The following is a 20450-nucleotide window of genomic DNA, read 5'->3' on the forward strand; positions in this document are numbered from 1 at the left end:
CTGCCTCCCGACGCCTCGCGGGCGAGAGCGGGGTTTACAAGGGGCAGCGCCCCTTGGTGTTGGTCTGCCGTCCAGGGTGCAACCCTGGCCCCCCCCCGGGAGGGGTGCCCTTAGCCGGCACGAACGTGTTTCAGCTCGGCCTCATCGAAGAGATACACCGGAATGATCTTTTCGTCCTCGATCCGACAGATATGCGTGACTTTACGGCCCCACTTGTAGCTGCGCGCGCAGTGGATCAGCAGCTGAACACCACCGAGCACCTGGTGCCCGGCCAACTCGTAGCTGACCAGGCCAGCAGCGGCGATCATGTACTGGATACGCCGAACGGCATCCGCAGGCCCGTTTGCATGGAGGCTGCTAGCCCCTCCCGTATGGCCGGTGTTGCTCAGCTGCAGAAACGCATCAGCCGCGGACGCATCGCGGATCTCACCAACCCATCCACGATCCGGCCGCTCGCGCAGCATCAGTTTGATTAGCGACGCCAGAGTGACCGGCTGCACGCCGTCCTTCGGGCGCCGCTTCGGCGCCTCATGCTCTACCGCCCCCGGCAGCATTTGCTTCAGGTGAAGCTCCATTGTGTCTTCCGCACTGATGACGCGCTCGCGCTTGTCGATGAATGCCGCGCATGCCCGCAGAACAGTCGTTTTCCCCGAACCCGTATTACCAGATACAAGCATGGTGTCCCCGGCCTGAACCCGCTCCCTGATGTAGTCCACCATCTCCGGCGTCAACGCACCAAAGCCAACCAAATCCTCGAAAGTGAACGACTGACGTGGTTTGCAACGCAAGGTGATCGTAGAGCCACCAGGTGTAACCGTTGGCAGCGTGCAACAAAGGCGAGAACCGTCAGGGAAACGCGCATCCAGAATGGGGTTGTCTTCATCCACCAGCTGGTTGAGTCGATTCCCTACCTGGTAGATGAATTCCTGCAGGGCGCGCTCAGTCCCGAAAGTGGCATCGACGCGCTCAAGATGGCCACCGCGCTCAATCCAGATTTCGTCGTAGCGGTTCACCATAATTTCCGTAACCGCTTCATCCAGGTAGTACTGCATCACTGGACTGAAGTAGTGCAGCAAAAGCTCCCAGCCTTGGCTATCACTTTCAGGCACCATGCCTACGGCTGTCTCTACCATGCTCATAGCGAATAAAGCTCCTCGACAGTAAATGTGAACATGCTCGACTGATGCACCTGCGCCGCATCGAAGTTCCGGCTTGTCTCAAGAACAAGCCGGGTGCTCCCTTCGCGCATTCGGTAGATGGGCCAGACAGGCAAGTCGAATTTTTCACGGTACAGGCGGCACAGCGCCTCACCAGGAAAAACGTACAGAACGCGCTCGTAGTGCTCCGAACGGATGTTCTTAAGGTGGGATAGGAAAATGTTGAACACGCGCGCGCTCGACTTGTGATTCAACTCCACCTCAAGAGCTACCGTGCTTCCATCCTTCAACGTAATGATGGCGTCAGGCAGACGCACGGCGCGCAGGTGCTTCAGCGTTTTCTCCGGCCGGATAGATGCAATCTCCGGCATGCGCCGGATGATTGCAGCCTGGACAGAAAACGAATGCACGAGCGACACCCATGCCGGCAGACGACGGCGGCGCTTCAACTCCAACTCTGGAAGAAGCATCAGTGCGTACTCAAAGCCCGAGTCACCCAGGCCGTAAATTCGCCGGCGAATGCCGGGCGCAATTTCGACCTGGACGAACCCCGAACTCTCTAGGCGCTTAAAGAAAGCGCTTTGCCCATTTACATCCACGCCCAGCATGGCGGCCAAGGTTTCCCGGTCGGCGTAGTCAAACCATGCAAGCCATCGAATGACGGCCTCCATTTTTGCTTTGCCTCGGTCTATCGCCTCGGCCCGTGTCCAGGTGGACACGAAAAAGCCCTCCTTCTGATCTACCTGCAATGCAATCTCCTTGGTGAGCAGCATTGCCGCGAGCGAGCCGAGGACGCCGCAAGGCGAACGACGGCAAGGCTCGCCTGAGCAATGCGACTGAAACGGTCAGACAAAAATTCAGCGCTGCGAGCAGGCGATGCGCAAGGCAAGCCCGCCGAAGGCTGGGCGAGGCCGATGCGCGAGCGCGAGCGCCTGGCTGACGGCTCTCCCGAAGCAAGCGAGTCCAGCCCGCCGCAGGCTGGGCGAGGACAAAGCGCGCGCAGGGCAGAGCCGAAGTCGGAGAGCCTGGGCGCTCCGAGCGACGCCGAGCGAGCCAAGCCCGCCGAAGGCTGGGCGATGGCTACGCGAGAAGGCGCGACGGAACAGCCCGGAGCGAACCGACTTGCTCTTGCTCCCCTAAGGGAGCAGGCGCCCCCGGCGCCGCCAACGCCCAAAAGGCGGTGGCAGCTCTTAGCGGCCAGCAGGCCGCCGCCAACACCCAAAAGGTGTTGGCAGCCTTCGGCGGAACGACGAAGGCGGCACATAGCGTTTCGATAGGCGCTTGCGCGTATCGGGACGCGATAAAAAGCAATCCGCACAGATGTTCGCCGCGCCCACGCGGCGAACAAGGGAACAATCGCGCCCACGCGATTTTCCCGGTCTGCCTTTTCGCAGCCCGTCCAGGGCGGAGAAAAGGTGCGAAGCATGCGGACGGCGGACGCCGCGCGCCCGTCCGGTGAAACCGGACCGCCCTGGTTCGGGCGGGGAACAGCAGAGCAAGGGAGGAACGACCGCAGCGATGCGTTGTGAGCCGCCACGAAGCGGGGCGGTCCGGCTTTGCCGGACGGGCGCGCGGGTGAATTTTGATGACAAGCCCGTCCAGGGCGCAGGCAGCAAAAGAGGGTGGCGGCTCGCATGCGAGCCAGAACCCTTAAAAGCCTTGCGGGGCGCTCCCCCGCGAGGCTATGGGGGCCCGCAAGGGCACCCACGACACCCCCTCCGGGGTGGCGGCTTTTGGCTCTATGTCCGGTAGAAAATGCGTGCATTTTCTATGCCTCTATCTATTGCTTTTCTATTGTTTAGGCTATTGCCTAAACATTAGAAAGGCAATAGGATTATGCGCATATCAATGCGCATAACTACAGAGGGGGAAAGCCCCGATGGAGAGCGCTTTGAAATGCTTGAGCCGTGTCACGACTCAAGCATTGGGGGCTTGATTTAGAGTTTCCGAATCGGAAATATGCCGACTCCCAGCCAGGCAAAGGAATTGCCTTCGCCTAGGTCGGCCCGAGTTTCCGAATCGGAAATTCTCCCGGAAAGCCCGAAAGTTTCCGAATCGGAAACTCGGGGCGAAACGGGCGCAGTACAGTTTCCGAATCGGAAACTGCCCTTGGTGGCTAGCGAGTTTTCCGATTCGGAAACTCCCTAAGTGAGATAGCGGAATGGAATTTCTACGACTGATTTTGGTTAATACCAACCCCGGCATTGCGGCAGCAATGTCGCTTCTTTTGGGCGTCCTTCTGGTTCTAAGCATTACCGGGGCCGTTCGGGAAACCAAGGAAACGACAGCGCTTGAGCTGTTCCTAATCTGGCTGCGGCGCGCAATGGTTATTCTTCTAGCCATGCTTCTCCCGCTGACGGCAGCAGCGCTTTACCTGCTCGCCTACGTATCTTTCGGCCAGGATTGGACAGCCGCAACCAACTACATGAACCTGTGGGTTGCCGAACTCAAAAAGGCCGCATCAGATATGTGGTGGTCGCTGATTGTTGTGTTCCTAATGCCCATTCTCGTTCGGACAATCGTGCTGCGCTGGCTGCGCCCTGCCCTCTCTTCATGGACACGAAAATTTCGGGTTCGCCAGACCGGCGATGCACTTTCCGACATTCGCGTTGAAGTCAAAAGAATCAAAGCCAAGGACTTCAACCCCCGCGACTATTATGCGGACAGCAAGGTTTTTCTCGGCCTAAATGAGGACGGGCAACCCCTATACATGGACGACGATGTATTCAGAAAGAATCACCTGAAAATCATCGGCCCATCACAGACAGGTAAAGGCGTTGGTCTTGGCGTGCTGTTGGATCAGGCGATCAAAAAAGGCTGGGGGGCCTGGTTCATCGACCTCAAGCCTGACGACTTTATCTACGACATTATGCGGGAAAGCTGCGAGCTTAATGGGCGCCCCGCTCCGCTCGTTCTTGACTTCAACGGGGTCGGCGATGGCTATTACGCACCTTTCGTCAACGGCACCATGCGCGAGCGCAGGGAGCGCGTTGTAAAGGCATTCACGATGGCTGACACGGGCCAGACCGCTGACTTTTACAAGCGAATAGAACGGGAAATCTTGGACTTCCTCATGCCCTTATGGGACGGCACGCTTAACGACCTGAAGAAACTTTTGGACGGGAAGCACCCGGAGATAAGCGATAGCAAACGCAGCTGGATTCGTGAGAACTGCGGCGCCATTAAATCTAACGCCAGTGAATTCAGCCAGCTTGAATCGCTTTGCGCGACAAAAGAACAGTCCTTTGACGTAGCCAGCGCACTGCATGGCAGTCAAGTAGTCTACGTGCGCTCTCACATGAAGGACACCATTGTTCGCAAGGGAACCGTCGCGCTCCTGGATGAGGTTGTCCAGGTCGCATTGCGGCGCCCCCTGCCGAAGCATGTTTTGCTTATCATTGACGAATGTCGCTTCGTCGTCTCCGACACGATGGCTGACGCGCTTGCAACCGTCCTGTCCAAGGGAATCAGCATGGGGCTCGCCTACCAGTCCGTTAAGGACTTGCTGAACCTGCCTGACAAGTCACTCAATGCCGAGTCGATCAAAACCGGCATCGAAACGAACACCCAAGTCACCATCAGCTATCGCGCTAATGATGACGAAACGGCCGAGTGGGTTTCTCTGCAGACCGGCATCGTCCAAAAGAGCGTCACCAAACTGGAGAAGGTGGAAACCAACAAAGGCGGTGCCGAAGAGTGGGCGGCTGAAAGATCCGTCGGCCAGGCTGAAGAGTATTTGATTCCGACCAACCAGATGCTTTCCCTTCCGCCGCGCGTGGGCGCACTAATCCGCCCCAACACCCTCGCAACGCTGCTTTACACATGCTGGATCCCGGTCAAGGAAATGCAGGGCATACCGAGTCGCGGCGCAGCACTCGCGGCCGCAAAACTGGCCGAACCCAAGCCCACCACCGAAGCAGTAGAAAGCGCTAGCGCGGATCCCTTTGGAGATCCGTTCGCAACGTCTACAGAGGGCCTCAACGCCCCAGGCGCTGATCCGTTCGCAGCCTTGGGCGGCACGGAGGCTGATCCGTTCGCCTCTGTCGAGACGAACGGCACGCCGTCAGAATCGACTACCGACGATCCGTTCAACGCCCCGGACTCCGATCCTTTCGCCGACATAGACGGCGAAAGGAGCAAAGAGCAAAGCAAGACCAGCAAGCCCGCCAAGGGCAAGCTGAGTGCCGACGAAGAGGCGGCAATTAAGGCCGCCCTAGCTGGCATCCTGACTGAAGAAAAACCGCGACAACAGCAAAAAACCACATCGGAACAGCCTAAGCGAGAATCGCGTGTAGACCTGTCCGAACTAGATGACCTGGAGGGCATTTGATATGGCGCGAATTGCAGTAGCAAACATCAAAGGTGGCGTATCCAAGACAACTACTGCCGTACACCTGGCCGGCGAAGGCGCGAAGCGCGGGCCGACTCTTCTGATTGACGGGGACACCCAACCTAACGCGGCGTCCTGGGCCGCGTGGCGACGTGACGCAGGCCGGGAGCCGAACCCCACAACCATCATCCTCCGCGACCGCGCAATCCTGGATGAAGGTCGCCTCCTGAGCGCGAACTACCAGACCACCATCATCGACGTGGGCGGCCGAGATAACCCCGGCCTGCGCTCGGCACTGCTTCTTGCTGACATGGCCATCGTCCCGATTGGTGCCAGCGCCTTTGATGCCTCTTCGATGACCGACCTGCAGGAACTGATCGGCATCGCCAAGGACTTCAATCACGACCTGAAGGTTCGCGTACTGCTCTCCCGTGTCGATCCGCGCACAAAGACAACCGAAGCTGCCGAAATGCGTGAATTCCTCATCAATGAAGGGCTGGAGCTTCTGGATACCTGCATCTGCGAGCGCGTAGGGTTCCGTCGCGCAATCAAGTCCGGCGCCACAGTTGAAGAGCTGGGCGACGATCACAAGGCCATTGAAGAAATGCAATCCCTGTACAACGAGGTACTGAACTGATGAAGCCGAAGCCGAACCTTGACGATTTCCTGGGCAGCGCGCCGCCTGCGGCGGCCGCCACTCCAGCCGCTCCGGTCGATGAAGCCGCGCTGGTGGTGATGATCCCGATTGAGAAGCTGCGCCCGAATTCCGATCAAGACCGTGGTGAAGAGCATTTCGAGACTGCGGAAGCGCGCGAATACATCGAGTCCCTGGCTGCCTCCATGAGCCTCGACATTGGCGGCGGCAAGAAATTCGGCGTGCGCGATCCGATCAAGGTACGCCCCGAGGGGGATGACCAGCTCAACGAAATTATTGACGGCGAAAACCGCTGGCGTGCTGCCAAGCTCGCCGGCCTTGCCGAAGTTCCCTGCCTCATCCGCGCAGGCGACGATGTTGAAGCGCGAATAGAGCACGTCACTTCCAACGCCCTCCGTAGCGACCTGAATCTGTGGCAGCAAGCCAACTCCATTCGCAAGGACGTAGAAGAGTTCGGGCTTAGCACCGAGCAGGTACTTGTCGCTCACGGCCTGCGCAACAAGTCGCAGCTCAGCAAGATCATGGCAGTCTTCAAACTCTCGGAAGATGCTCAGGCATTCGTAAGGAAAGGGTACGTCCAGGACGTGAACCTGATTTATGACCTGAAGAAGCTGCCGGACAGCTTGCTTCCCAAGCTGGCCAAGCGCGTGCTCGACAAGGGCGAGTCGTTCCCGGCTGCACTCAAGGCCGTGATGCCGAAAGAGCCGAAAGAACCCAAGCCGCCGAAAGAACCCAAAGCCGGGGCAGGGCAGCAGGACGGCGAAGGCGGGCTGGGCGGCGATAACCCCGCATCCACTGCTATAGGAGTCGCCCTCTCCGTAGGGATCGAGGCCGCCATAGCCCTGGCGGTTCTGCTTGATGTGGAAGTCCCCGAAGGCATCGACTCTGCCGAGCTGGCCCAGCGCCTGCAAGCGAAGATCAATAGCCTGGCCGAGGGGGAGGGTAAGTAATGCCACTGGTGCGCCTGGCGAAGCCGACCGATTTCGAGCCATTCGATTTCATGGGGCGCACCATGTACCGCATTCGCTGGTGTGATCGTCTCTGCCCAGGCAACCCAGCCGAAGATCCAGTAGCCGGCGCCGAGCTGTTCAACGAATGGCAATGCGCTATCGCTGCTGGGCACGATCCGCAATTAGAGCCAGGCCAACGCCTGGCTCTAATTATTCGGTGGTGCCTAGAAAGTACAACAAAAGATGCCATTAAGTTGGCGTCAGAAATAATTAAAAAGTACAAGGGAAGTGCATCTGTTATAACCCTTGAGTTTCCAAAAGATAACTTCGGGGAACCTGCACTAGCTTATCGGTATGAACTCGCGTTCTTGAACAAACAGGTGATGGAGTTGCCTGCCGAAACTGTTATGCAACTTCAAAACCTCTGCAAAGGTAGTAACGAATGAGCAGCATGGAACAGCAACAAGAGTACGATGTACGGATCAGGGTACATGACCTGTACTTGATTATTCTTTGGGATACCAGTTACTTCACGCCGCGCCCCGAGGACAAGAGAATCTGCGGTCGCCGGGTTGCTGAAAATCTGTTCTCCCTTGAGGCGTTCGCCAGCAACCCGAAGCCGGACTTTCGCATTGCCCAGGCCCTCGCAGAAAAATTGCGGCCCGAGCTGGCCAAGCAAATCAAGGAAGTCGAAGAGCAGCTGAAAGCAAGTCTGGTAACGGTCAACCAGGAGCTCAACGATCCGTTGATCAAAGCGGTTGATGTTGCGCTGCCAGAAAGCACGGCATACGAGTTGAAAATTGAGAAGGGCAGGGGAACTCCGCTCGTCAACAGTTTCATTCGTCTGTTCGTATTGGCTGACCAGATCACCGCAACCCTTAAAGAGCTTCACTATCGCGGCGCCATTACGAAGAGCGAATACAAGAAGCGCGAAGATCAGTACGCAAAACCATTGCGCAAAGCAATGCACGAACTGAACCTGATCGTTAAACGATACCACCAGCAGCGTAAGTCTCTCACTCAAAGTTGATGGTTCATGCAGACAAGCCCGCAGAAGCCGCTCTTATAGGGCGGCGACTCTACGGAGAAAGAAAGAAGGCAGGTCTAACGCAGGAACAGTGCGCGGAAGTTGGTGGCGTTAAACGAAGAACGCAAGTTTCCTATGAAAACGGCGAGTCAGCACCAGACGCACTCTATCTCTATCGCCTGCACAACTACTCAGGCGGCGCAAACCGAATAGATATTTTCTATGTAGTAACGGGGCGTCGAGTTCTATTTGCCACTCGGAGTTTCGGATGACTGATCTTATTATTGTTGAGTCTCCTGGCAAGGTTAAAACAATCGAAGGGTATTTAGGCGCTGGCTATAAAGTAGCCGCAAGCGTCGGCCATATTCGTGACCTTCCAGAAAACAGGATGGGGGTTCTTCCGCCAGACTTCCGCCCCGAATATGTATTAACTGAGCGCGGGAAGGAAGTTGCTAGTCGCCTCAAGCGCCTGGCCAGCGAGTGCAACACCATCTATCTGGCTACAGACGATGACCGAGAAGGGGAGGCCATAGCCTGGCATATCCAGCAGGCCCTCGGCCTGCAAAGCCCCAAGCGAATTACTTTCACCGAGATAACCAAGACCGCCCTGAAAGCGGCACTGGAAAACCCTGGCAGCATCGACCTCGCCAAAGTCGCCGCGCAGGAAGCCCGCCGCTGCCTCGACCGGCAAGTCGGCTACATGGTGAGCCCGGTCGTTGCTGAGCACCTTGGCGACCGCAGCTTTTCAGCCGGTCGCGTCCAGTCCGTGGCGGTTCGTCTCGTAGTGGACAGAGAAGAGGCCATTACAACCCACGTCCCCATTGCGTTCTACGGCGCATCGCTCTCCTTCGGGGATTGGAAAGCCAAGTGGCTGACTAAGCCCCTGCTCCAGAGCGGGGAAGAATACTGGACGGACAAGCCATTCGCAGAACAGGTATCCCAGCTCAAGCAAGTTCGCGTCGTATCGTGCGAGGCGACCGAAAGCAAGAGCAGCCCACCGGCCCCCTTCATTACCTCCACCCTGCAGAAGGCCGCTGGCAACGCTTGTGGCTTAGGGCCCAAGGAGACCATGAACGCCGCTCAGAAGCTGTATGAGCAGGGCGCGATCACCTACATGCGCACTGATAGCCCGAACCTCTCAAATGATGCACTGAAGGGCATCGCCGACTACGCCCGAGCCAACGGATTGCCGCTTGCCGAGGTTCCTCGCAAGTTCAAGGCCAAAGGCAATGCCCAGGCCGCGCATGAGTGCATACGGCCTTCCAGGATGGACGTTACTGAGGCCGGAGAAACTGAAGAGCAGCGCAAGCTCTACCGCTTGATCTGGCAAAGAACCATCTGCAGCCAACTTCAAGACGCGCGGTTCGACGTTCGAACTGCCGTCCTGGAAGGCGTCGATGAAATCGACGGCAAGGTCATCACCCTCCAGGCCAGGGGCAAGAAGCTGTCATTCGCAGGCTGGAAAAGCCTGGTCGCCCAGGATGCCGCCGAGGATCCCGAAAAAGCTGCGGCAGACGAAGCCAGCGAAGCCAGCAACCCAGTACCGGATCTGAGGCCAGGGGATCAGCTGGGCGTAGAAAGCGGCGAAGTGACTGAATCAAAGACCACGGCGCCGCCTCGATTCACCGAAGTATCATTGGTCGATGAGCTGGAGAAGCGCGGCATTGGGCGTCCATCAACTTATGCCGGAATCATCGAATACATTATTGAAACCAGGGGCTACGTGGAAAAGCTGGATAAGAAAATTCCAGGCCCACTCAAGCCTACTCATCGGGCAGTACGCTTAATCAAGGCTACCAAAGGTAAATTCAAATTCCTTGAGTATGAATTCACCAGAATTGCCGAAGAGCAGCTTGAAGCTATAGCCGAAGGCAAAACAACATTCAAAGCCCTTGTAAGCAATGTACATGGGAAACTTGCCAGTGAAATCGCCGATTATCAAAAAAACAATCCCGTAGCCCATCCATGCCCGCAATGCGGGCGCGGATTGATGCTCAACACTCCCCCAAAGAAAAAGGATTCTCCGTGGTGGGGATGCAGCGGATTTAGTCCAGAAGGTGACGGTTGTGACTATGCAGCTGAAGATAACAACGGCGCACCAGGCAAATCCCGCGCACCGGAACTAACAGAATTTGAATGCAAGTCATGCAACAAACCGTTGATACATCGCGTGAAAGAAGGGGAGGGCGGCTGGAGCTTCTTCAGTTGCTCGGGCTATAAATCAGGTTGCCAACAAAGTTATCCCGATAAAAATAATGCTCCAGACTACACTTCGCCAAAAATAAAAGGGGACGATTGAGCAATGGATAAAAAGGAATTGCGCGAACAACTGGAGCGCGATACCAAGCGATTTACCGAAGTTTATGGCGGCGAAGTTGTGAAGTACGCAGCCCCGCCCAAACCTGAACGCAAGCCCTGGAAGCGCAGGCCAAGCCTGCGCGACCTGGCCTATGCAGAAGAACTCCGAAAAGCCGAGGATCAGCGGTCGGACTGATTGCATTCTCTCGTCCTGGATCCATCTGCAGCACACAGAAATGCCATCAAAAGGCCGCCACGAGCGGCCTTCTTTTTGTGCGGGCCACCACGTCGCACCCCTTATAAGCACTAGCATACAGCCCTTTCATACGCTAGGATTGTTCCCGTCAGCGTTTAGAGCACATGGCTGACTGAAATGCTCTACCACTAACCGTTATAAGGAAAACACCATGTCTGGTATTCACCTGAACTTCCAATCGTTCGACTCCATCTTCGACTTCGCTCCTGGTGTTGAGTCTGCTGTTGCAGAGACTCACGAGCCCTATGCAATTGCATACCTCACCTACCTCGGCGCTAAACCTTTTGGTCATGCCCAGGTTCACCAGAAAGCTCAAAGCGATGGCTCCATCAAATCTGAAAAAGTCGAGGCTTTTTCTGACAAGCAATTCCTGTATGTATGCCGCACCATCAATGGCATTACTCGGGTATTCAAGTTCTATGCTCCCACCGGCCTGCTTCTGATTGAAGCCTGCCGTATTGCAGAAGAGCATTACAAAATGTCCACTCTCGATCTTCACTGATCTAGGTTGGACACAAACGAGATAGCTTCGGCTATCTCGTTTTTTTATGCCCGCCAGAAAATTTCTGCTATATTCTGAATTGCAGCGTTAGAGCACTCGGCTGCATATCTGCTCACCACTAATTTATGAGGAGTTCCATCATGGGACATACTGAGGCTTATCAGTTTGTTGATCCGCGCGAAGGTGAATATGGTCTTTGCTACAGCAAGCCAACCCTGGAAGAGGCACAACAGCTCGCGGCAGAGAAAGGTTATTCTGGAAAAATACACCAGGTCATAACCGCATTCCCGCCGAAACCGTCCCGTCGTGAATACGTCGATGGGTGTGAATGGCAGGACATTGATGAATATCCAGAAATACCGTTCTAGGTAATTCCGGACAACGAATAAAGGGGCTAGCAATAGCCCCTTTCTTTTTGCCTGGCGGCGCCCCCCAGCTGTTTCGCTTGGCAGACTGCGCTAGCCAACCGAAACAGCCGGGCCGATCAGTAACGATCCTCTAGGTACGAGTTCAACCACCAACCCCCACCGACCAAGAGCACCAGGACACCCCCCTTGGTGTACCAGGCCGCCCACCAGGCGACTTCCGGCTCAACCCCCATGAATGCAGGGGTCAGCGCACCCCAAACTGTCAGCGCCGGCCAGAAGGCCATCCAGACTAGGCCGAGGCCGATTGGCCAGGATCCTCGAAACCCCAAGAGCCCAAAGCCCGAAGTCCACCAGGCAATCGCCAGGAATCCAGCAGCCAGCACCAGCGCCCCGAACACCCGCCCCCCGGTGGCCATGTCCAGGCCAAGGGCCTCGGAGAATGACCACACCACCCATGCAATGGCGCCGACCACGGCGCCAATCACTACCAGCGCCAATACCCCATCGTCTCGACTATCACTCATGTTCACCACCCCTGTTGCTGCTTGATTCCCCTGCAGGTGCCGAGCTGACTGGCAACCGCACCCTCTAAGCTCCGCGTCTCGCTGGACGTGGCGGCCTCGGTCGTTGGGTACTGTCCCTTCAGCTGCTTCAGCTTTGCCTGGGCAGACTCCATCTGCTCGATGCACAGCCCCACGTCCTCCCGGCCAAGAACGAAAGTACCCGGCAATTTGCCCGGGCTGCCCTTCGTCCGCCCCTCGTAGATCGCCCTGGCCTCGTCCACCAGCTGGGCAGCGGAGTCCGCCTCTGCCTTCCCGCATCCGGCCAGCAGTGCAGCCAGCGCGGCGATCATCGCAATGCTCCTGGTCATATACCCCCCGTAAAAGAAACCATCGTTTGTTTTGGGTATTCGGGAAAGGGTGTTGTTATTCCCTTTCTGAATACCCCTAGGTGAGGTGGTTGGTTGTGTTGTTAGCCTTCCTCTTGGAAAGCTCCCGTTTCTGGTTCTGAGTACAGCTGCAAGATGCTGAAAATCGGAACGCCGTAATCCACCAGCTCGTCCTCGATTGGCTCGACCGCCATGATTTCCCTGGCCAGGAACGGCGCTAGCCGCTTGGTCTCAGGCGGCTTCACTTTGTGCTCCAGGGTGAACATGATCTTGGCGCGGAACATCTCGAAGCTCAGCCCGCGCGCGTTACGGTTCACATCCCGTAGGTAGCGGTTGATCGACTCGGTTAGCGCGTTTGTGTACCGCTGGGGGATGAACTTGAAGTAGTTGAAAATATACTCGCCCCAGTTGGTCATCATGGTTGTGACGACTTTCCAGTCCTTCTCCTGCTCTACAGGGATACGCCGCCGCCACTCGTCATAGGCTTGCCTGGCTGCATGATGGGTCTTGCTATTCCAGATGTTGTAAAAGCCCTCCTTGAGGTTGTAGGCGGCGCCTAGCTCGGGGAACTGATCGAACCACGTCTTGATCTTAAGGTGCGCCCAAACATCCAGGTCACGCCGGCGCATCAGCATTAGCTTGCGGTCGCCTTTCAGGGTGCGCTTTTGCGGAACAGTGAGGCCTCGCTTGATCCGCTTTCGTATCTGGCCCATCGCATCGTTGGCGTACCGGACAACGTGGAACTTATCGACGATGACTGTGGCGTTAGGGAACAGCTCTAGCGACACGTCTTTGTACGGGTGGAACATGTCCTGGCAAACGATCTGGACCCTGTCCCGGCCGCGCATATTGGAGATGTAGTTGTGGATCACGATCTTCTTGCGGTTGGGCAGAACGTCGATGATCGTCCTTTCTTCCAGGTTGATCAGGACGCACCGGTACTCGCCACCAACAAGCAGTTCGTCAATCCCAAGAACACGCGGAAGCATTGGCCTGTAGCCCGCCTCCTGCTCGGCGCAGTAGTCGCGCAAAGCCCGGCGCACCACCGACTCATCAACGCCAAGATCGCGGGCTACCGCTGAGTTCGTGCTGGTCATGGCGTGCTTGATTACGTAGGCATGGCAGCGCTTCGTCATGCGGTGCTTCTCGTAGAAGTCCAGCAGGGCCGGCGAGAAGACCTTGCCACAGGTCTTGCACTTGTAGCGCCGACGCATACCCCAGAGCACCGTGCGCTTGCCCCTGATTGGCAGGTCAACGTACTTGGTCAGCTTCTTAGAAAAGCGGATCGACTGGCCAATAGCGCCACAGGCGGTGCAGAACTCTGGAGCCGGAAACTCAACCTTGAATTGCAGATCGTGTTCATCCTCCAGGAATTCCACGATCTCAATTTTCAGTGGATGCAGAAGGGAGAGCGATTCAGGCACCGGCCGTCCCCTGAGCGGCCAGGGTGGCGCGGTAGGCTTCTAGTGCATGTTCAGCTTGCTTGCAGGCTTGGACACGGTAGTCGACGTGCGTGATATCAGGGTTCGGGTATTGCCGCACGATTGCTTCCAGCGCCTCCACCAGCCCGCTAACGTCCTGGGCGGGTGGCTGGGAGGCGTAGAGCGGCTCCAGCGTGTAGTGCCATCCGTCCATGCAGAGTCTGGCTGCGATCCAATCCTCAGCCTTCCGTCTATCGGTGAAGCCGGCTATGTGCTCGTGCGGGTTTAGCTGCATCGGCACCTCAGCCGGGTCCAGAACAGCACGCCAATGCACTGCCTGCTGCCGCTCTGCGTGCTGGGCCGGTTTGGGCATGTCATTGCCATGCGCTTCACAGATAGCGGCCATATTGCGCAACGAATCAAGTAGCTCCTGTTTCGAGGGATTGTAGCCAATGTCGTGACCGATTGCCTCCCATGCCTCAAGCACAGGAATCGGCTCTGATCGGAAGCCCTCGTACCAGAGCAGCACAGCTTGCTCTTTCGACACCGGATAGCTGAGGCCGGCAGCCACAAGCTCACTCTCGGTTGGGTGCTTCTGTGCGGTATTAGCCTGAACGGTTTGACCCTGCTCGCATTTACTCAGCTGTTCCATGTCGTTCTCCAATGTGGCTGGAGGTCTCATTATAACAACACGTAAAGCCGAAGATAATACCAATGTGCTTTAAGGCTGGACTTTGCCTGAAACAACACGAAAACCCGATAACCCTTTGTTTTCCACGCTCAAGGGATCCAGGCTGTCATTTTCAGAAGACGACTGCACCAGTTCACGGGGCTGGCCGCCCGGTGTGCAGCCGACTTCTGAACGGGCCGCGTCAGCAGTCCTATACACGAAGCGCCGCGAAGAACCGGAATTGCTCAGAACTCCCCTGCACGATGCGGCCTTGTTATGTGGTCGCATTGTGACTACAATATGGGTGTTTGAACCATTCCCGGAGAATTGCCATGAGCACTACAGCCGACACCTACGTCCGCGCCCGCATCGACACCAACACCAAGGAACGCGCCGCCAGCGCACTCGAAGCAATGGGCTTGTCGATTTCCGACGCCATCCGCCTGTTGATGCTGCGCATCGCCGATGAGCACCGCTTGCCTTTTGACGTGAAGGTGCCCAACGCCACGACCAAAAAGGCGATTGCCGAACTGGAAGCGGGCAAGGGCAAGAAGTTCGCCAGCGTGGACAACCTAATGGCAGACCTGCATGCGGACGATTGATCGTTCGTCCGCGTTCAAGCGCGATTTCAAGCGCGAGGCCAAGGGACAGCACCGTGCCACGCTCGATGACGCGCTCAAGCCGGTGCTGCTCGCGCTGGCGACCGATCAGCCGTTGGACGCGCGCCACCGCGACCATGATCTTTCCGGCGATTGGGCGGGCTACCGCGAGTGCCACATCAAGCCCGACCTGCTGCTGATTTACCGCAAGTCCGATTCCGACACTCTGCGACTGGCGCGGCTTGGCTCGCATAGCGAGCTTTTCGGCTGACGCCAGCCGTCAGATGGTGGCGGCGACACGACCGTTAGCCACTGGCCGGAAAAATCTGGGGTTCCGGCTTAAGTCGGTTCGCTGTTCCAATGCGCCGCCCTGTCCGTAAAACGATCATTAGACGGTCAAGCCGGACGCCTGTCCGAAAACACCTTGCGCAACGGGATGACGGACAATAAGATAGACGGACGGAATGGCGGACAAAAGGGCGGCAATGGCACTCATCGGCTATGCGCGGGTATCGACAGCGGAACAGGACACTGCCTTGCAGACCGACGCGCTGCACAAGGCGGGCTGCGAACGGGTGTTCGAGGACACGGCTTCCGGGGCCAAGGCCGACCGTCCCGGCTTGGCCGATGCGCTGGCCTATCTGCGCGATGGCGATGTGCTGGTCGTCTGGCGGCTGGATCGGCTAGGCCGCTCCTTGCCACACCTGATTGAGACGGTCGGCAAGTTGGAAGCGCGGGGCGTCGGCTTTCGGTCGCTGACCGAAAACATAGACACCACGACGCCGGGCGGACGGCTCATCTTCCATGTGTTCGGTGCCCTGGGCCAGTTCGAGCGCGACCTGATCCGCGAGCGCACCAAAGCCGGATTGACTGCTGCCGCCGCACGCGGGCGCAAGGGCGGACGCAGGCCGGTTGTCACCGCCGACAAGTTGCAGCGGGCGCGGGAGCATATCGCCAATGGGCTGAACGTCCGGGAAGCTGCTACGCGGCTCAAGGTGAGCAAGACGGCCCTGTACACCGCGCTGCAAGGCGGAAGCGAGCAACGATGAGCCGCAAGCAAAGCAGCGCGTTCGTCACGACCAGAAAGGGCTTTTGCTATCTGACGGTCAAAGTCGGCAGAAGCAATTTCAACATCATGCGTATTCGCAGCTACACGATTACGCCGCAGGACAAGCGCGACATGCGCCGGTTGTATCCCGACCACCTCTTTGACTGGAAGAAGATCGGCCAGCAGCTTGCCGAAAAGAGAGAGGTGTGTAGAGCCTACCGCTCCAAGCGGCAAGCTCCCCGGAGTACAGAGCGCACACCCGACCAATTCGTGATGGTGTCCTATGACTCAGGGACTCGCACGGTCTACGCCTCTGACGCCTGCGATTCAATGGCATTGCTTGACGCCGTTCTGCACATGGAACGTGCCCGTAAGAAGTAGTGCAGCCGACTCCTGATATTCCGTGCAGTCGGCTTCTGAAAACGACACAGGCCGAGGCCATCTAACCGCTACCGCGAGCAAAAGAAAGGCGTATAAAATTCAAACGAAAGTAAACGTACCTTTTCTTTCCATTACGCTCAAGGAGCTGTCCATGCTGATCGGCTACGCGCGCGTCTCTACAAACGACCAGGACACATCCCTTCAGCTGGACGCACTGCGCGGGACCGGCTGCGAGCGGATCTATGAAGAGAAGGCCGGGGGCGCTGCGGGGAAACTACGGCCGGAGCTGGATCGATGCCTGGATGCGCTGCGCGACGGTGACACGCTCGTTGTCTGGCGGCTCGACCGCCTCGGGCGAAGCCTGAAGGAACTGGTGGCCATCATTTCCGACCTGCAGGAGAGTGGCGTTGGCTTCCGCTCGATCACCGAGGCCCTGGACACGACCAGTACAGGCGGGCGCCTGGTGTTCCACATCTTTGCAGCCCTGGCCGAGTTTGAAAGAAGCCTGATCCAGGAGCGCACAAGAGCGGGGCTCTCAGCGGCCCGTGCTCGAGGTCGGCAAGGTGGACGCCGACCAAAGCTGAGCAACAAGGACGCTCAGAAGGCACTGGCCATGCTGACGGATCCCTGCATCACAAAAGCTGAGGTGGCCGCTCACTTCGGCGTCACCCGTCCGACGCTGAACGCGGCAATAGCGAAGCTGGGGGCATCATAGAATGCAATCGTTTCTGTGCTCGATCGCGCGCACCTGGTTGAAGAAATGCCATCATAAGGGCGAGCCATGCCGTATTTTCCACCGATAACCGCCAACGGTCAGACCTATGACCTAGCTCACCTGGATCCGCTGATGCTCCAGGTGCAAAGCGACATGGCCAAGAAGGCGCTGCGCATTGGTGTTCGCTTCAGCAACCATTGCTTCACCAGCGAATATGACGCTACGGCACATCCTGCTGGCTTTCCCGTGTTGCTCGATGCCGGCCAGCGACAACGCAGCTTCTGCCACATCAGGTATGACCTTTCGCACCAGTTGCCCGCCATCGTCCAGGGCCTGGCTCATCCGAGGATCCAGGTGTGGCAAACAGCGGAACGGCGGAACTGGGTCTACTCGATGACGGTGACGAATCCTGCAGGCCCGTACCACGTCTTCTTTGAGCTACGGCGCTCGCATGATCGGGCCTATGACCTAGGCATGGTCGTTGAAAGCGCTTACCCCGAGGATCCCGCACGGGGCGGCCCGAACATCCTGGGCAAGATGGGTTTCGTTCTGCTGTGCGGAAAGGTCTACACCGGCAAGCCGGTGGCCACGAAACGATGAATGAGGAATGACAATGCCGGATCGTAATTTGCTGCTGGACGCCATGATGGCGGGGGCTGATGTAGTTTTTGATCCCCACGGCGCCGAAACTTCTCCCTTCACCACCGAGGTGGAAATGCTCCTGGGGGGCGTTCCCGTAGTTACCTATCCCGATGGTACCGAGCAGTTCCTGGATGACTCCGCAGAGCCGATCCATGCCTACTCACCCCGGCTCGCTGCCGGCGAGCTGGAAGGATTCTGCAAGGCAAACATCGACAAGTACGAGGCATTCAACGCGGAGCATGGCGACGACAAGCTCATGACTGAGCGAGTCCCTCTGACTCCGTTCTGGTAACACGTCCACCAGCTGCAGCAGCTCGACCTCGGCCAGCGCCTGCAGGCGCTCGGCCTGGCCCGGTGTTTGTCTCCCGGGAAACGTACAGCACCAGGTTGTTTGTGTGTTTTGACGTACAGGCCCGGCCCGTCGCCTCGGCGCCGGCCTGGCCGGCGACGTGCTCCAGGTCAGGCCCATAAACGAAAAAAGGCGCCTAGGGCGCCTTCGTTCGTAGAGCTATCCGGACACCACTTTCGACTCGCCTTGCGCGAGTACGGCTTTCGCCGCTGGGAAGCGCTCAATCTCATCCGGTCAGTCGCTTCGATAGGTTTACCTTAGTAAATCCAGCCCCCCGCAGTCAACTCAATTTTGATCAACGGTGCCTTTGTGGCGCCCGGATTATGATTGCATTTCTTCACCCGGGCACCGGCGCCGGCGTCTAAAAATGATTGCATTCCATCGAAGATAAATGCAATCATTTCTATCGCTGGCCACCAGCTGCAGGCCGCAGAAATGATTGCAGAATGAGGAGCGCCGATGGCACTGACAATCCGTGACCTATCCGAAGCTGACATTGCCAGCTTCCAGGAGTTGACTGGCAAGAAAACCGCGTCCGGCGCACTAATCCAGGCCGCACAGATTGGCGTCGCCGCCTCGGCCGAGCTGAAACAGGCCCGCCAGACCATCAAAACGCTGCAGACCAACCTCGATACCTACCGTCAAACACTCCAGCAGCTCACGCCGCTGTGCCTGAAGGTGGTGGATCTGGCCGCGCAAAAGGATCTCTTCACCGAGGGCATGACCGATGACGACTGAAACCACCGACAAAGCCGAAGAGCTGCGCCAACGCCTGATTCGTATTTTCCAACTCGGGCAGTTCCTGGAAGACGAACCTGAGCATGATCCTGATTCGCTAGCAGAGATTGGCCTTGAGCTACAGCAGCTGAGCGGGATCTGCTATGCCTGCGTCGGCGAAGGCGGCCACCAGGACGAGTCTGACTGGTGGCCTTGCTCAAACTGCGGCGGATCCGGGCAGGTTCCTGTCGATCTGAAGTCAGAGATGGAGGCAGGCGACGATGAATGACGACCAAACCTGGATCGACCACTACCGATCCCACGGTGTGTTGTTGAGCGAAACGGACTATGGGGACGGCCCCGTCTTCATTCTGAGTGATGACCAGGTGCGGCAGTACCTCATCAAAATTTGGCCCAGCCGTCCGGATGAGGGAGACCGGAGACTGAGCGTCAGCGTTTCCCTGGAGTGGTCTGGTGAGCGTCCCGGGGAGCTTGCTAACTACACCCTCCAGCCCGAGCACTCCCGCCTTGATTGCGCCCCCGAGGAACTGACGATCAGCGATGACGGCCTGCTGAGCATGATGGCCCGCCAGAACACGTCATCGAGCATGGTCTACCGCTGGGGTTGGACATTGCAGCTGCCCACCGCCTGCGTCAAACCCGCTCGCCAAGCCATCGCATTGGCGATTGCGGCCCTGCCCAAGTGAGGATCCACTAATGAGCGACCGTAACAACGCCCGCACCATCGAAGGCATCCGCGAGAAGATCCGGGAAATTGCTGACAGCAAGACCTTGCTCGATGCGCAGGAGAAGCATGCATACCGCCTCGGGTGGATAGGCGCCTTGTACTGGTGCGACGTGCTGGACGCTGAGGTCTTCCAGACGTTGCGCCGCGAAACCACCTCAGCCCTGATCGCCTGGGAGCGCGTAGCCCGAGACAAGCTCAACACCCGCACACCGACCGACGATGAGCAGGCCGGCATAGATTGGTGGAACGACCTGGACGAAGCCGGACGCCGGCATTGGATGCTGCAGGCCGGCGATACCGGCGTGGTGGCCGACGCTTGGGCTGCCTACAAAGCCTCCACCCTGGAGCTTGATCATGGCCAGTAAGAAGTCCCCTCCAGCATTACTTACGTCCCCTGTGACGGTTGTTCTCGACGGAGCCCTGCTGGATGCACTCAATCAATGCCGGCAGGCGTATTACGCGAGGGAGGTTGCGGTCATGGCGGCAAACCTCTCGCTTGAGGAAAGCGAGCGACTATTTCGTGATGCCGACGCTGCCGCTATCGCATTGGCCCTTATTCTGAAGGGGCACGTTAGTCGCCTGCTAGATGAACCGCTCTGATTGCATTCTCTCGACCAGGTGGATCCTCGAGGACGGAAAAACGATTGCAATCTGCCCTGCAGGATCCGCGCGGCCGGCGCCGGCCGTCACGGTGGCCACGTCCACCAGCTGCAGCAGCTCGACCTCGG

At 57.8% G+C, this 20450-nt stretch carries 28 protein-coding genes; 22 read left to right on the plus strand and 6 right to left on the minus strand.

Annotated elements, in window-relative coordinates; genetic code table 11:
• Window positions 1–110: 110 nt before the first annotated feature.
• Window positions 111–1139: a TadA family conjugal transfer-associated ATPase gene (locus tag BM198_RS28505; RefSeq protein ID WP_074974173.1), complete on the minus strand. Its 1029-nt coding sequence runs from the start codon at window positions 1137–1139 to the stop codon at window positions 111–113.
• Complete coding sequence (locus tag BM198_RS28510) at window positions 1136–1930, minus strand: hypothetical protein (RefSeq protein ID WP_139233733.1); 795 nt, start codon at window positions 1928–1930, stop codon at window positions 1136–1138. The genes BM198_RS28505 and BM198_RS28510 overlap by 4 nt, the downstream gene beginning before the upstream one ends.
• Before the next feature lie 1388 nt (window positions 1931–3318).
• Between BM198_RS28510 and BM198_RS28515 the strand changes: the two genes are divergently transcribed.
• The 10 genes from BM198_RS28515 (at window position 3319) to BM198_RS30000 (ending at window position 11543) form a co-directional block, all read left to right on the plus strand.
• The gene (locus BM198_RS28515; RefSeq protein WP_074974176.1) at window positions 3319–5487 is read left to right on the plus strand and encodes a TraM recognition domain-containing protein; all 2169 of its coding nucleotides are present in this window, start codon (window positions 3319–3321) and stop codon (window positions 5485–5487) included.
• A gap of 1 nt (window position 5488) precedes the next feature.
• Entirely contained in the window at window positions 5489–6124 is a 636-nt protein-coding gene (locus BM198_RS28520; protein WP_034017819.1) for a ParA family protein, read from the plus strand.
• Window positions 6124–7092, plus strand: coding sequence for a ParB/RepB/Spo0J family partition protein (locus BM198_RS28525; RefSeq protein ID WP_074974178.1), 969 nt, complete (start codon window positions 6124–6126; stop codon window positions 7090–7092). Before BM198_RS28520 ends, BM198_RS28525 begins: the two co-directional genes overlap by 1 nt.
• The gene (locus BM198_RS29995; RefSeq protein WP_139233734.1) at window positions 7092–7538 is read left to right on the plus strand and encodes a hypothetical protein; all 447 of its coding nucleotides are present in this window, start codon (window positions 7092–7094) and stop codon (window positions 7536–7538) included. The genes BM198_RS28525 and BM198_RS29995 overlap by 1 nt, the downstream gene beginning before the upstream one ends.
• A complete protein-coding gene (locus BM198_RS28530) occupies window positions 7535–8122 on the plus strand; it encodes a TIGR03761 family integrating conjugative element protein (protein WP_231387822.1) in 588 nt (195 codons plus the stop codon). Before BM198_RS29995 ends, BM198_RS28530 begins: the two co-directional genes overlap by 4 nt.
• Window positions 8122–8391 (plus strand): helix-turn-helix domain-containing protein, encoded by a 270-nt coding sequence (locus tag BM198_RS30825; protein ID WP_071536304.1) that lies wholly within the window; start codon window positions 8122–8124, stop codon window positions 8389–8391. Before BM198_RS28530 ends, BM198_RS30825 begins: the two co-directional genes overlap by 1 nt.
• Window positions 8388–10418 (plus strand): type I DNA topoisomerase, encoded by a 2031-nt coding sequence (gene topA, locus BM198_RS28540; RefSeq protein ID WP_074974180.1) that lies wholly within the window; start codon window positions 8388–8390, stop codon window positions 10416–10418. The genes BM198_RS30825 and topA overlap by 4 nt, the downstream gene beginning before the upstream one ends.
• A 3-nt stretch (window positions 10419–10421) precedes the next feature.
• The gene (locus tag BM198_RS28545; RefSeq protein WP_058165495.1) at window positions 10422–10613 is read left to right on the plus strand and encodes a hypothetical protein; all 192 of its coding nucleotides are present in this window, start codon (window positions 10422–10424) and stop codon (window positions 10611–10613) included.
• A gap of 211 nt (window positions 10614–10824) precedes the next feature.
• Entirely contained in the window at window positions 10825–11175 is a 351-nt protein-coding gene (locus tag BM198_RS28550; RefSeq protein ID WP_034017812.1) for a hypothetical protein, read from the plus strand.
• Window positions 11176–11315: 140 nt separating this feature from the next.
• Window positions 11316–11543, plus strand: a complete 228-nt coding sequence (locus BM198_RS30000) for a hypothetical protein (RefSeq protein WP_139233735.1) — start codon at window positions 11316–11318, stop codon at window positions 11541–11543.
• A gap of 116 nt (window positions 11544–11659) precedes the next feature.
• Here BM198_RS30000 and BM198_RS28555 read toward each other — a convergent pair whose 3' ends face one another.
• From BM198_RS28555 to BM198_RS30350, 4 genes are all read right to left on the minus strand, one after another.
• The gene (locus BM198_RS28555) at window positions 11660–12067 is read right to left on the minus strand and encodes a hypothetical protein (protein WP_083422499.1); all 408 of its coding nucleotides are present in this window, start codon (window positions 12065–12067) and stop codon (window positions 11660–11662) included.
• 2 nt (window positions 12068–12069) lie between these two features.
• Window positions 12070–12396 (minus strand): hypothetical protein, encoded by a 327-nt coding sequence (locus BM198_RS28560; RefSeq protein WP_074974182.1) that lies wholly within the window; start codon window positions 12394–12396, stop codon window positions 12070–12072.
• A gap of 119 nt (window positions 12397–12515) precedes the next feature.
• Window positions 12516–13856: an ISL3 family transposase gene (locus tag BM198_RS28565; protein WP_074974184.1), complete on the minus strand. Its 1341-nt coding sequence runs from the start codon at window positions 13854–13856 to the stop codon at window positions 12516–12518.
• Window positions 13849–14505 carry a hypothetical protein gene (locus BM198_RS30350; protein WP_208610388.1) on the minus strand — a complete coding sequence of 219 codons (657 nt, stop codon included), beginning with the start codon at window positions 14503–14505 and terminating at the stop codon, window positions 13849–13851. The genes BM198_RS28565 and BM198_RS30350 overlap by 8 nt, the downstream gene beginning before the upstream one ends.
• 350 nt (window positions 14506–14855) lie before the next feature.
• On the opposite strand from BM198_RS30350, the gene BM198_RS28575 reads away from it, so the two are divergent.
• From BM198_RS28575 to BM198_RS30005, 12 genes are all read left to right on the plus strand, one after another.
• A complete protein-coding gene (locus BM198_RS28575; protein ID WP_060986097.1) occupies window positions 14856–15125 on the plus strand; it encodes a type II toxin-antitoxin system RelB/DinJ family antitoxin in 270 nt (89 codons plus the stop codon).
• Window positions 15112–15393, plus strand: coding sequence for a type II toxin-antitoxin system YafQ family toxin (locus BM198_RS28580; RefSeq protein ID WP_060986098.1), 282 nt, complete (start codon window positions 15112–15114; stop codon window positions 15391–15393). Before BM198_RS28575 ends, BM198_RS28580 begins: the two co-directional genes overlap by 14 nt.
• Window positions 15394–15607: 214 nt before the next feature.
• Window positions 15608–16171, plus strand: a complete 564-nt coding sequence (locus BM198_RS28585; protein WP_058165502.1) for a recombinase family protein — start codon at window positions 15608–15610, stop codon at window positions 16169–16171.
• Window positions 16168–16551 carry a hypothetical protein gene (locus BM198_RS28590; RefSeq protein WP_031943200.1) on the plus strand — a complete coding sequence of 128 codons (384 nt, stop codon included), beginning with the start codon at window positions 16168–16170 and terminating at the stop codon, window positions 16549–16551. Before BM198_RS28585 ends, BM198_RS28590 begins: the two co-directional genes overlap by 4 nt.
• Window positions 16552–16702: 151 nt before the next feature.
• The gene (locus BM198_RS28595) at window positions 16703–17266 is read left to right on the plus strand and encodes a recombinase family protein (protein ID WP_074974186.1); all 564 of its coding nucleotides are present in this window, start codon (window positions 16703–16705) and stop codon (window positions 17264–17266) included.
• Between the two features lie 132 nt (window positions 17267–17398).
• On the plus strand, window positions 17399–17866 hold the full coding sequence (locus tag BM198_RS28600) for a hypothetical protein (protein ID WP_231387823.1): 468 nt from the start codon (window positions 17399–17401) through the stop codon (window positions 17864–17866).
• 13 nt (window positions 17867–17879) lie between these two features.
• Complete coding sequence (locus BM198_RS28605; RefSeq protein ID WP_231387824.1) at window positions 17880–18200, plus strand: hypothetical protein; 321 nt, start codon at window positions 17880–17882, stop codon at window positions 18198–18200.
• Window positions 18201–18716: 516 nt separating this feature from the next.
• On the plus strand, window positions 18717–18995 hold the full coding sequence (locus BM198_RS28610; protein ID WP_074974190.1) for a hypothetical protein: 279 nt from the start codon (window positions 18717–18719) through the stop codon (window positions 18993–18995).
• Window positions 18985–19263 carry a hypothetical protein gene (locus BM198_RS28615; RefSeq protein WP_074974192.1) on the plus strand — a complete coding sequence of 93 codons (279 nt, stop codon included), beginning with the start codon at window positions 18985–18987 and terminating at the stop codon, window positions 19261–19263. The genes BM198_RS28610 and BM198_RS28615 overlap by 11 nt, the downstream gene beginning before the upstream one ends.
• Window positions 19256–19681 (plus strand): hypothetical protein, encoded by a 426-nt coding sequence (locus BM198_RS28620; RefSeq protein ID WP_074974194.1) that lies wholly within the window; start codon window positions 19256–19258, stop codon window positions 19679–19681. The genes BM198_RS28615 and BM198_RS28620 overlap by 8 nt, the downstream gene beginning before the upstream one ends.
• 10 nt (window positions 19682–19691) lie before the next feature.
• Window positions 19692–20087: a hypothetical protein gene (locus tag BM198_RS28625; RefSeq protein ID WP_074974196.1), complete on the plus strand. Its 396-nt coding sequence runs from the start codon at window positions 19692–19694 to the stop codon at window positions 20085–20087.
• Window positions 20077–20322 (plus strand): hypothetical protein, encoded by a 246-nt coding sequence (locus tag BM198_RS30005; protein ID WP_139233736.1) that lies wholly within the window; start codon window positions 20077–20079, stop codon window positions 20320–20322. Before BM198_RS28625 ends, BM198_RS30005 begins: the two co-directional genes overlap by 11 nt.
• Window positions 20323–20450 lie beyond the last annotated feature (128 nt).

Source organism: Metapseudomonas otitidis (assembly GCF_900111835.1).
Lineage (GTDB): Bacteria > Pseudomonadota > Gammaproteobacteria > Pseudomonadales > Pseudomonadaceae > Metapseudomonas > Metapseudomonas otitidis.

What these genes read in the sequence shown, in the direction of transcription:
- BM198_RS28505 (WP_074974173.1), bottom strand. Translation starts at nt 1,139, where the DNA reads ATGAGCATGGTAGAGACAGCCGTAGGCATGGTGCCTGAAAGTGATAGC.
- BM198_RS28510 (WP_139233733.1), bottom strand. Translation starts at nt 1,930, where the DNA reads ATGCTGCTCACCAAGGAGATTGCATTGCAGGTAGATCAGAAGGAGGGC.
- BM198_RS28515 (WP_074974176.1), top strand. Translation starts at nt 3,319, where the DNA reads ATGGAATTTCTACGACTGATTTTGGTTAATACCAACCCCGGCATTGCG.
- BM198_RS28520 (WP_034017819.1), top strand. Translation starts at nt 5,489, where the DNA reads ATGGCGCGAATTGCAGTAGCAAACATCAAAGGTGGCGTATCCAAGACA.
- BM198_RS28525 (WP_074974178.1), top strand. Translation starts at nt 6,124, where the DNA reads ATGAAGCCGAAGCCGAACCTTGACGATTTCCTGGGCAGCGCGCCGCCT.
- BM198_RS29995 (WP_139233734.1), top strand. Translation starts at nt 7,092, where the DNA reads ATGCCACTGGTGCGCCTGGCGAAGCCGACCGATTTCGAGCCATTCGAT.
- BM198_RS28530 (WP_231387822.1), top strand. Translation starts at nt 7,535, where the DNA reads ATGAGCAGCATGGAACAGCAACAAGAGTACGATGTACGGATCAGGGTA.
- BM198_RS30825 (WP_071536304.1), top strand. Translation starts at nt 8,122, where the DNA reads ATGGTTCATGCAGACAAGCCCGCAGAAGCCGCTCTTATAGGGCGGCGA.
- topA (WP_074974180.1), top strand. Translation starts at nt 8,388, where the DNA reads ATGACTGATCTTATTATTGTTGAGTCTCCTGGCAAGGTTAAAACAATC.
- BM198_RS28545 (WP_058165495.1), top strand. Translation starts at nt 10,422, where the DNA reads ATGGATAAAAAGGAATTGCGCGAACAACTGGAGCGCGATACCAAGCGA.
- BM198_RS28550 (WP_034017812.1), top strand. Translation starts at nt 10,825, where the DNA reads ATGTCTGGTATTCACCTGAACTTCCAATCGTTCGACTCCATCTTCGAC.
- BM198_RS30000 (WP_139233735.1), top strand. Translation starts at nt 11,316, where the DNA reads ATGGGACATACTGAGGCTTATCAGTTTGTTGATCCGCGCGAAGGTGAA.
- BM198_RS28555 (WP_083422499.1), bottom strand. Translation starts at nt 12,067, where the DNA reads ATGAGTGATAGTCGAGACGATGGGGTATTGGCGCTGGTAGTGATTGGC.
- BM198_RS28560 (WP_074974182.1), bottom strand. Translation starts at nt 12,396, where the DNA reads ATGATCGCCGCGCTGGCTGCACTGCTGGCCGGATGCGGGAAGGCAGAG.
- BM198_RS30350 (WP_208610388.1), bottom strand. Translation starts at nt 14,505, where the DNA reads ATGGAACAGCTGAGTAAATGCGAGCAGGGTCAAACCGTTCAGGCTAAT.
- BM198_RS28575 (WP_060986097.1), top strand. Translation starts at nt 14,856, where the DNA reads ATGAGCACTACAGCCGACACCTACGTCCGCGCCCGCATCGACACCAAC.
- BM198_RS28580 (WP_060986098.1), top strand. Translation starts at nt 15,112, where the DNA reads ATGCGGACGATTGATCGTTCGTCCGCGTTCAAGCGCGATTTCAAGCGC.
- BM198_RS28585 (WP_058165502.1), top strand. Translation starts at nt 15,608, where the DNA reads ATGGCACTCATCGGCTATGCGCGGGTATCGACAGCGGAACAGGACACT.
- BM198_RS28590 (WP_031943200.1), top strand. Translation starts at nt 16,168, where the DNA reads ATGAGCCGCAAGCAAAGCAGCGCGTTCGTCACGACCAGAAAGGGCTTT.
- BM198_RS28595 (WP_074974186.1), top strand. Translation starts at nt 16,703, where the DNA reads ATGCTGATCGGCTACGCGCGCGTCTCTACAAACGACCAGGACACATCC.
- BM198_RS28600 (WP_231387823.1), top strand. Translation starts at nt 17,399, where the DNA reads ATGCTCCAGGTGCAAAGCGACATGGCCAAGAAGGCGCTGCGCATTGGT.
- BM198_RS28605 (WP_231387824.1), top strand. Translation starts at nt 17,880, where the DNA reads ATGCCGGATCGTAATTTGCTGCTGGACGCCATGATGGCGGGGGCTGAT.
- BM198_RS28610 (WP_074974190.1), top strand. Translation starts at nt 18,717, where the DNA reads ATGGCACTGACAATCCGTGACCTATCCGAAGCTGACATTGCCAGCTTC.
- BM198_RS28615 (WP_074974192.1), top strand. Translation starts at nt 18,985, where the DNA reads ATGACGACTGAAACCACCGACAAAGCCGAAGAGCTGCGCCAACGCCTG.
- BM198_RS28620 (WP_074974194.1), top strand. Translation starts at nt 19,256, where the DNA reads ATGAATGACGACCAAACCTGGATCGACCACTACCGATCCCACGGTGTG.
- BM198_RS28625 (WP_074974196.1), top strand. Translation starts at nt 19,692, where the DNA reads ATGAGCGACCGTAACAACGCCCGCACCATCGAAGGCATCCGCGAGAAG.
- BM198_RS30005 (WP_139233736.1), top strand. Translation starts at nt 20,077, where the DNA reads ATGGCCAGTAAGAAGTCCCCTCCAGCATTACTTACGTCCCCTGTGACG.